Origin of the sequence: Galbibacter marinus (assembly GCF_000300875.1) — a bacterium.
GTDB classification, from domain to species: domain Bacteria; phylum Bacteroidota; class Bacteroidia; order Flavobacteriales; family Flavobacteriaceae; genus Galbibacter; species Galbibacter marinus.
This window is the reverse complement of the sequence record NZ_AMSG01000034.1, coordinates 18,715-28,052: the sequence shown is the minus strand read 5'-3', so window position 1 is coordinate 28,052 and position 9,338 is coordinate 18,715. Positions and strand designations below refer to the sequence as shown.

The 9,338-nt window shown below is 37.1% G+C and carries 6 protein-coding genes; all 6 read right to left on the bottom strand.

Features of this window, described 5'->3' with window-relative positions; genetic code table 11:
* Nucleotides 1-105 precede the first annotated feature (105 nt).
* Nucleotides 106-1,935 (bottom strand): glycoside hydrolase family 2 protein, encoded by a 1,830-nt coding sequence (locus tag I215_RS14460; RefSeq protein ID WP_008992738.1) that lies wholly within the window; start codon nucleotides 1,933-1,935, stop codon nucleotides 106-108.
* A gap of 154 nt (nucleotides 1,936-2,089) precedes the next feature.
* The gene (fucP, locus tag I215_RS14455) at nucleotides 2,090-3,406 is read right to left on the bottom strand and encodes an L-fucose:H+ symporter permease (RefSeq protein WP_008992737.1); all 1,317 of its coding nucleotides are present in this window, start codon (nucleotides 3,404-3,406) and stop codon (nucleotides 2,090-2,092) included.
* 11 nt (nucleotides 3,407-3,417) lie between these two features.
* Nucleotides 3,418-4,341 (bottom strand): ROK family protein, encoded by a 924-nt coding sequence (locus I215_RS14450; protein WP_008992736.1) that lies wholly within the window; start codon nucleotides 4,339-4,341, stop codon nucleotides 3,418-3,420.
* A 67-nt stretch (nucleotides 4,342-4,408) separates the two neighbouring features.
* Nucleotides 4,409-6,640 (bottom strand): GH92 family glycosyl hydrolase, encoded by a 2,232-nt coding sequence (locus tag I215_RS14445; protein WP_008992735.1) that lies wholly within the window; start codon nucleotides 6,638-6,640, stop codon nucleotides 4,409-4,411.
* Entirely contained in the window at nucleotides 6,640-8,058 is a 1,419-nt protein-coding gene (locus I215_RS14440; protein WP_008992734.1) for a glycoside hydrolase family 125 protein, read from the bottom strand. The genes I215_RS14445 and I215_RS14440 overlap by 1 nt, the downstream gene beginning before the upstream one ends.
* 142 nt (nucleotides 8,059-8,200) lie before the next feature.
* The gene (locus tag I215_RS14435) at nucleotides 8,201-9,226 is read right to left on the bottom strand and encodes a LacI family DNA-binding transcriptional regulator (protein WP_008992733.1); all 1,026 of its coding nucleotides are present in this window, start codon (nucleotides 9,224-9,226) and stop codon (nucleotides 8,201-8,203) included.
* Nucleotides 9,227-9,338: the final 112 nt, after the last annotated feature.

Genomic DNA, 9,338 nt, shown 5'->3' with positions numbered 1-9,338 from the left:
CCGAAGCCCATCATGTCTTTAGCGTGTGGGTCGTTCACATAGCTTTCATTTATAGAAAAAGCCCCTGAAAAAAGGAGCTCTTTCAAATAAATCTTATGCTTTTTACTACTTTTCAATAGTGCCTATGACTTTTTTATTAATGCTTCTCACCTTTTCTATATCCATTTTATCAACTTTTCTATCATATGTCATAAATCCATTGACTTCACCTTCAACGTCCGTCGTCTGAGTGTAAATCGCTGCTGAAAAACCTGATTTAACGAGTTCAATTAATTCCTTTGCATAAGCGATATACTGATCTGTTGTTTGTTTTGAATTTTTAAATTTCACATATCCCCAATTATTGTCGGTTTTCCAAAGATGCCCTTCTAATGGCAGTCCGATACCACCGTACTCTCCAAGAACATTAACTCGATTGGCATCGTAAAGATACATTTCAGGATCTGGATAATTGTGCAGATCTAAAATATCACCTGTCTGAAAATGATTTCCTCCACTGGCAGAATTAATAAGTCTTGATGGATCATATTTCGCGGTCCATTCAGTAATCTCTATCGTTTTAAACTGTCCCCAAGCCTCATTAAAAGGCACCCATACAACAATGCTTGGATAAGAATATAAATAATCCATAATTGCTTTCCATTCTTTTCTAAAGATTTCTTCTGATTCCGCAGATCGTTTTAACTCATTGCCATCAAAATACTTTTTGTTTTGCCAGATTGGAGCATCATCACCATTAGGCATGTCCTGCCAAACCAAAATCCCAAGCTTGTCACAATGTGTATACCATCTAGCAGGTTCCACTTTCACATGCTTACGAATCATATTAAACCCTAATTCTTTGGTCTTAACAATATCATACTTCAATGCTTCATCAGTTGGAGCGGTGTATAATCCATCTGGCCACCACCCTTGATCCAATGGGCCAAACTGAAAATAATCTTCATTGTTTAGCTGCATTCTAATAATACCTTTTTCATCGCGTTTCTTGGATATTTTACGCATGGCAAAATAACTCTCCACCTGATCCACGGTAGCACCATTACTAATAAGCTTTACTGTCATTTGATATAAAAAGGGAGATTCAGGACTCCAAAGCTTCTGATTGGTAATTGGGATTTCCAAGGTTTCTATAGCACTTGCTTTTGATACTGAAAGCACTTTATCACCATCCTTTACAGTAACCTCAATGATATCTCCATATGTAGTGTTTTCAATTAGTGGATCTACTCTGACCAGTTGATTATCGATATCTGGAGTTGTTCTAAGGTCTTGTATATGTTTTTCATTAACAGGTTCAAGCCATACTGTTTGCCATATTCCAGTTACAGGTGTATACCAAATACCCTCAGGATCTTTTACTTGTTTCCCTCTAGGTTGTGGACCTTCACTTGTAGGATCCCAGACCTTTACGACAAGAGTCTCTGTGGAATCATTTAAAAATGGGGTGATATTAAAAGAAAATGGTGTATAGCCACCAGTATGGGAGCCTACCTTAATATCATTTATCCATATTTCAGTTTTCCAATCTACTGCCCCAAAGTGAAGGAGGACTTGTTTTCCATTCCATTGTTCTGGCACCTCGAAAGTAGTCTCATACCACAGTTCATTGTGTTTTCCAACCCTTTTTTGGACTCCAGAAAGACTCGATTCAACAGCAAAAGGCACCAAGATTTTCCCATCGGCTTTAGATGGTTTTGGTTCTCCAACCCCTTGTATTGAATAGTCCCATAAACCATTTAGGTTTTTCCATTGTTCACGTTGCAGGATCGGTCTAGGATATTCTGGTAAAACTGAATTTACATCAATCTGTTCTGCCCATTTGGTCTTAATTTTATCCCCGGCGGGTTTGTAATTTTGAGCATTAACACTCAAGGGGATTAATAACATCGCTACAAGTGCGCTGAGCAGTTTAAGGTGTGCTTGTTCTATCATGGTTAACGTTTTAAAATTTAGTAATCTATATGGTACTTTTTGTTAATTCTAATGTCTTTTTATAAATTTATTGGCCTTGGAAAAAATCATATATTGTCTTTCTATAATCGGCTACAGTCAAAAATACACAAGGATGAAATTAAAAATTTAATAATCAGAGCTTGTCTATCGCTGTCCTTTTAATCACATTCCATGCATAAATTATAACCACTAAAAAGCATACTGCAGGCAAAACAAATGAGAAATTCACCTCAGGGACTCCAAATATTTTTATATCATCAACGCCTACGCCTCCTATATCTATAATCATAGCCTGAAATTGAGGTAGTAAAGCACCACCAACAATAGCCATTACTAAACCTGCCGCTCCGATTTTTGTTTCTTCCTCTTTTAGGCCTTCAAGAGCAATTCCATAAATGGTTGGAAACATAATAGAGAGAAAGAACGATATACTAGCTAAGGCATATAATCCATAAACTCCACCACTGAATACCGTTAATAAAGCACAAAATAAACCTGCAAAAGCAAAATACATCAAAAGCCTTGTCGAGCTTATAAATTTAAGTAAATAGGTTCCAATAATTCTACCAATAGTAAAGAGGATAAAGGCCAATAACTGGTAATTTGCAGCGATACTAGCTGTAATTTCCATTCCTTCGGCGTATTGATAAATATAAGTCCAACACATGATTTGAGCCCCCATGTACATCACTAGCGAAAGTACCCCGTAAGAATAACGTTTATTTTTTAAAAGGGAAGAAAACGTCTTTTTTAGACTCACATCCCCATCACTATCCTTTGCTTGTGGCATTTTACTGATTAAAATAATAACAAGTACCGCTAATACTACAAGGCCCAGTATTACATAAGGATCCCTTACGACCAGTAAGTCCGATGTCCTAATCAAGGCTTTTTTTCCTTGATCCAAAGCAGCAAAATTTTCGTAATCATCCGATTGTAGCTGGTCTAAAACAAAGAACTTAGCTACTAGCAAACCTAGAACCAAGCCCACTGGATTAAAGGCCTGAGCCAAATTTAAACGCCGAATAGCCGTTTTAGGATGCCCCATTGCTAAAATATAAGGGTTAGCTGTGGTTTCTAAGAAAGCTAAACCAAAGGTAAGTACGTAAAGGCCAAGGCAGAAAAACCAAAATTCTTGGGTAACTGCGGCTGGATAAAACAACAAAGCTCCTATGGAATAAAGGGATAGTCCCATTATAATCCCATATTTATAGGTATACTTTCTAACAAATAAAGCTGCTGGTAAAGCCATACAAAAATACCCCCCATAGAAGGCCATTTGCACCCAAGCTGCTTGTGAGTTACTGAGTTCTAATACTTTTTTAAAAGCCTGCACCATAGGATCAGTCACAGAATTGGCAAAACCCCAAAGAGCAAATAATGAAGTTATCAAGATAAAAGGCACAATTAGCTTTTTATCAACTACAGGTATTTTAAGGTTGGTATTCATTAATTAATTTATTAAATATTAGGTAGTTTATCTTTTATCTTATTCCAAAAACAGGGGTTAAAGGTATGGCTAGCCCCTATGATATTCGCTTGATCTGTTTGATCAATAATGGTAATCTGCATCTGTAAGCCTCTGTCCTTTAATTTATCCTGAAGCTTATTTAAAAATAGTTGTGACGATTTTGCAATACTGCCACCGATAATTAGAATATCAGGGTTAAATACCTTTAAATAGGGTGTTGTAAAGGCTACAAAATTAAGGGTGAAAATATCAAATAGTTCCTGCGCTCTAGCACTGTTGTGAGCAATGAGACTTTTTACTCCTCCAGAAATCTTGTGACCAAATTCCCTTTCATATTGTTGTAAAAACCATCTAGTTGAAAAGTAATCATCAGCAATACTATCTTTGAATTTCTTATCCCATAAACAACCATTTTCAGGGACTTTCTCGGCATCGATTAAAGGATACTCATCCTCAAAAAAAGCTGCTCCAAAACCAGTCCCAAGGGTCAGGGCTACCACCTTACTTTGGGTGTTGAATCCTCCCGTGAGCAAGCTTCCAATTCCGAATGATGATGCGTCATTAAAAAACCGTAAGGGTATTTCCTTTTTGTCTAAATACTTTGGCAATTCCTCTTTAATAGAAACCCCGTACAAGGATTCAAACTTATCATTAACCTCAAACATCGCGATCCCTTCTCTATAGCGAAAAGGTCCTGGCATGGCAAAACCGATTCCAATAGGGAGCTTATCCCCAAGTTCCTGCAATACACTATTTAGACAATCCGCCCACTGCTGTAATATTACTTCCTTTTCTTCCTTAGAATCAACTCGCTCAACGCGGTATGTTTGATGGATAATTTCACTGCTACTGAGTTCAACCGCTGCACATGAAATGTGACTCCCTCCTATATCTACTCCAATGGCTATTGGCATGCTAACCTTAATTTAATATCGTTAAACTACCTATTGTAGTTTAACAGTTTATACTTTAATTTTACTTTTATTCTGTTTCTATTGAAATTTCCCCACCCTCCAAAAACAACTTATGAGGAATAAAATAGCCCTCCATTGGAGTGTCGTTTACAACAATTCTTTTTAAGGATCTAGAGGCTGGTTGGGTTGAAATTTTCAACTCGTTTTTTGCTCCAGTATTCACAGTAATTTGATCGAATATCGGGACACTAACCAGATATTCTGTATCCGCTGGTGAGAATGGATATAACCCCATTGCACTACACACATACCAACTTGACATCTCTCCCGCATCATCCATTCCACTAAGTGCCAACCCTTGTTCACCTATTCCGTAGAAATCGCTTAAAATGGTGTCGATAATTCTTTGAGATTTTTCGGGTTTGTCAATAAAGTAATAACCAAAAGGAGCCTCGTGGTCTGGTTGATTCCCATGACAATATTGCCCAATGAAGCTTGAAACATTTCGTGCGATATACTCAGGATTCCATTTAAGAGTAAATAAGGAATCTAATTTGTTCTCAAATGCCTGATCACTTCCATATAATGCCTTTAAACCTTCCATATCGTGTGGAACGTAAAAAGAAACTTGCCATGCATTGGCTTCTCTGTACATGTATTCATAATACGGGTATTGCGGATCGAAAGGGGTTATCCAAGATCCATCTTCCAATTTACCACGCATAAAATTTGTTTTGGTATCAAAAACGTTCTTATAATTATTTGCCCTTTTCATTAGGTCACTATAATGTGTGCTATCCTTTAACTCCTTTGCTAGCAAGGCTAATGCGTAATCATCATAAGCGTATTCCAATGTTTTAGAAACCCCCGCTTTTGCTTTGGTTTCAACATGAGGGTTTTCAACATCTGGATCTGCTATAAATCCTTGAGTGATATACTCCTTAATATAGGGCCTTGTTCCCCCTTGTTTATATGCGTTGTTAAGCAGTAGTTCATAGGCCTTTTGAACATCATAGTCCCTAATCCCTCTACCGTAAGATCCACTTATAAATGCAGCTGCATGATCTCCATGAAAAAAAGTGGGTATAAATCCACTGTGGCTACCACGATCCACAAGCGATTTAATTATATCATTACAAAGCTGAGGATCTAGAATTTGCAGCAACACTAATTTATTTCGATAAGTATCCCAAAAGGACGGATTGGTATAATAACGATGACCCTTATTGACTATAGAATCCTTTTCATTACGGAAGTCTCCGTTGGCATCACTTCGCAGCGCAGGCCATAAAAAAGTTCGGTAAAGTGAGCTGTAAAAAAGAGTTTTCTCTTTTTCTGAACCTCCTTTAACGGCGATCTTTGAAAGCAGACCATTCCAAATGGCTTCGCCCTTCTGTCTCACCTGTTCAAGAGTCTGCGATCCAATTTCTTTAGTAAGGTTTTCCTTAGCATTTTCAATACTTACAAAGGACAAGCCAATACGAAGAACCACTGTACTTTTAGATTCTCCTAAATTCAAAAGTACATAGCCTTTACTTTTTCCTCCATTTATTTTCTGAACTCCTTTAATTGGGGCATCTACATGAGCATAAAAGTAAATACGTTCGCTTCCCATCTGTTGATAGCCAGCCATCTCATTAAGACCAATTTTATCAAATCTCCAATCATCTACATGATTATTGGCAGTTCCTAAATCAAGTAAAACCATTCGATTGTCCTGAGACTGGAAACTATATTTATGAATTCCAGCGCGAAGTGTAGAACTCAATTCTACATTTACCTTATAATCCTTAAGATAGACTTGGTAATAGGCCGGAGATGCTTTCTCATTTGAATGGGAAAAAGAAGAACCATAGGGGTAGGTTGCATTTTCACCTGCAATAGGCAATATGGGAATATTACAAAAATTCCAGTGTCCTTTATTAGTATGTGTAAAACCTAATATCTCATTATCCTCATACTGATAACCCGCACCAGTTCCGTAGGCCGTTATAGGGCTGAGTTGAACCATTGCATTGGGTAAAGATGATCCTGGATAAACGAGTCCTGCCCATACGCGCCAGTCCTTTGGCGGAGTGTATCCAATTTGCTCTGGATCCGTTAATGGAGCAGTTCCAATAAAGGTATTAACATAATCGGTATAGTTTTTTATTTCTTCTACCTCGGCAGTTTTCGAAATAGGTTTCTCTTCACAGCTCCACTGTAGAAAAACAAGGCAACATAATCCAAGAATGCTGAATATTTTGGACCCAACGCGAGAAAAGAAATTCGAATATTTGATAGTTACAGATTTGACCATTAGAGCAATTCAGGATTTTGATTGTATGTTTTCCAAAGTAATTCTCCGAATAAGGTATTGGCCCAAGCGAACCAGGATCTACTAAAGTTAGTGGGATCGTCCTTATGAAAGGATTCATGCATAAAGCCAGTGCCCCCATCTGTGTTTTTAAGACTTGTGATACAGTCTTTAATTTCTTTAGAGTCTGTGCTACTTAGTGCTTTTATACTTAAAGACATCGGCCAAATCATATCCATTCCAACATGTGGACCACCGATTCCTTTTCCTGCTTTTCCTTCAAAATAAAATGGATTATCGAGTGACCAAACAAAATTTCGGGTATTTTTATAGATAGGATCCTCAGCACTAATGGCTCCTAAATAAGGTAGAGACAACAAACTAGGTACATTGGCATCGTCCATTAAAAGGTGATTTCCGTAGCCATCGATTTCAAATGCGTAAATTGCACCATGGGTAGGATGCTCCACAACGGCATGTTTCTCTATTGCTTTTTTCACCTCATTACTCAGATCTAAAAGTTCCTTCGACAACGCTTTATCATCGTGTAATTCACCCACCATTTCAGCAGCTTGTTTTAGACTCACTACAGCAAAGAAATTGGAAGGAATTAAAAACGAAAAAACCGTAGCATCATCACTTGGCCTAAAAGCAGAACAGATCAGTCCAACGGGTTTAACAGGATAACCATACCCTCTTAATGCTCTTGTATCTGTAGCGTGCGGTGTTTGCCTCATAAAGGAATAAGGACCAGGACCATTCTTTTGTTGTTGCTCCTTGAAGGTTTGTAAAATTAAGGCGATAGCTTTTTTCCATTGATGATCAAAAGGTGAAGTATCTCCTGTGTTCTTCCAATAGTTATATGCTAAACGAATAGGATAACAAAGAGAATCAATTTCAAATTTGCGCTCATGCACCCCTGGTAACATTTTTGTCAGGTCACTAGACCACTCTCCTTGCTTAGATGGATCGTCATAGAATGCATTGGCGTAAGGATCTTTAAGAATATATTTTGTCTGTCGGTTAATCACCCCAGCTATGAGGTGTCTTAAGTCCTCATCTTGATCAGTAAATTCCATATAAGGCCATACCTGAGCAGAACTATCTCTTAACCACATAGCATCAATATCTCCTGTTATGACATAGGTATCTGGTCTGCCCTGGGTTTCCTCATAGGTAACAGTTGTATCAAGGGTATTTGGAAAACAATTATTAAACAACCAAACTAATTTAGGATCCTCTACATTCTTGGAAAAAGTTTTTATAGCATTTTCTATTGCCTTGCTCTTAAAATTCCTTTCGCCTTCAGGAGTTCGTACCGTAGGAAACTCAATGGAAGATGAGGCTGTAAGTTCCATCGGATTGATAAAAGCAAGACTCGAAGCCATGGTTGCATTTTGAATAAAGGTTCTTCTTTTCATAATTGGTTCATTGTAGTGGTTCTTTATATAATCGGTTGGTATTTTAAGAAATGGAATTTCAAATATACATTACTAAATCGTTTTAGCAAATTTATTATAAAATTTATTACTCAGAATTATAGGATTCTATAAAAAATATAGGCTAAAATCGTCTCTTAGAGGAATCTCGAATTATTAATGAGGATTCTAAAATGACTTTTCTATTAGGGATTTCAGTGTCAGATTTGAGTAATTTCAATATGATGTCCATCGCCTCTTGTGCCATTTTAGCCGTAGGTTGAGCTACTGCAGTTATGCTAGGACTATAGGTTTTAAATAAGTGACTATCATCGAAAGTAATAAATCCTATTCGATCAATTAACCCTGGGAAATCGCGTTTAATAACCTCAAGTCCTGTTTCTGTAAGGTAATTGGTAGCAAAGAGAATGGCATCTATTTCTGGGTTGCTTTCCAAAAAGGTTTTCATTTCTTTATCTCCCTGATTACTTATAGTTTTAGAAAAAGGAAGTCTCAATGAGATTTCCTGAAGTCCATATTTGGAAATGGCTTCGAGGTAACCATTTAATCGATCTTCCATCTGAGACTGATGGGTGTCTAGGGTAATGTAGGCAATGTTTTTAAATCCGTTATCCACAAGGTGTTCAATTGCTTTTTGTGTCGACTCAGCATTGTTAGTAACAACATAGTTCGTATCTAGTTCCGGGTAATATCTATCAAACAATAACACCGGAATTCGCTCCTCTATTAAATTTGTAATGGTATTTTGAATCTTTGGCGAGGGTACAATTATAAAGCCATCGACCTGCCTGTTTTTAAATAAATGGATGAGTTCTTTTGATTTGTTATCATCGTTATCATTACTACAGAATAATACTTTATACCCTTTCTTATAGGCCAGATCCTCAATTAGACGTGCGAGTTTAGCGAAAAAGGAGTTCGCTATATCCTCCACCATAAATACAAGAATTTTTGATTCACCTGTGCGCAAACTCTGTGCAATCTGGTTGGGTTTATAATTGACCTTTTCAACATACTCAAGCACCTTTTTGGTGAGCTGTTTTGAAATATGCTTTTCCTCTGCCTTACCGTTAAGTACAAAAGAAACAGTGGTCACAGAGATGTTTAAATCAGCTGCAATATCTTTAATTGATACTCTTTTTTTTCTCATTATAAAGCTATCAGTATTACGAATGCCGTGAAATATAGGGAGTTATTTCATTGAAAGGGGCTAAATTATGAAAAATATTAACATTTCTTACATTCTCTATTTGTAAATTATC

Coding starts and splice junctions, on each gene's coding strand:
- I215_RS14450 (WP_008992736.1), bottom strand. CDS start 4,341: ATGCCAATAGCCATTGGAGTAGATATAGGAGGGAGTCACATTTCATGT.
- I215_RS14435 (WP_008992733.1), bottom strand. CDS start 9,226: ATGAGAAAAAAAAGAGTATCAATTAAAGATATTGCAGCTGATTTAAAC.
- fucP (WP_008992737.1), bottom strand. CDS start 3,406: ATGAATACCAACCTTAAAATACCTGTAGTTGATAAAAAGCTAATTGTG.
- I215_RS14460 (WP_008992738.1), bottom strand. CDS start 1,935: ATGATAGAACAAGCACACCTTAAACTGCTCAGCGCACTTGTAGCGATG.
- I215_RS14445 (WP_008992735.1), bottom strand. CDS start 6,640: ATGGTCAAATCTGTAACTATCAAATATTCGAATTTCTTTTCTCGCGTT.
- I215_RS14440 (WP_008992734.1), bottom strand. CDS start 8,058: ATGAAAAGAAGAACCTTTATTCAAAATGCAACCATGGCTTCGAGTCTT.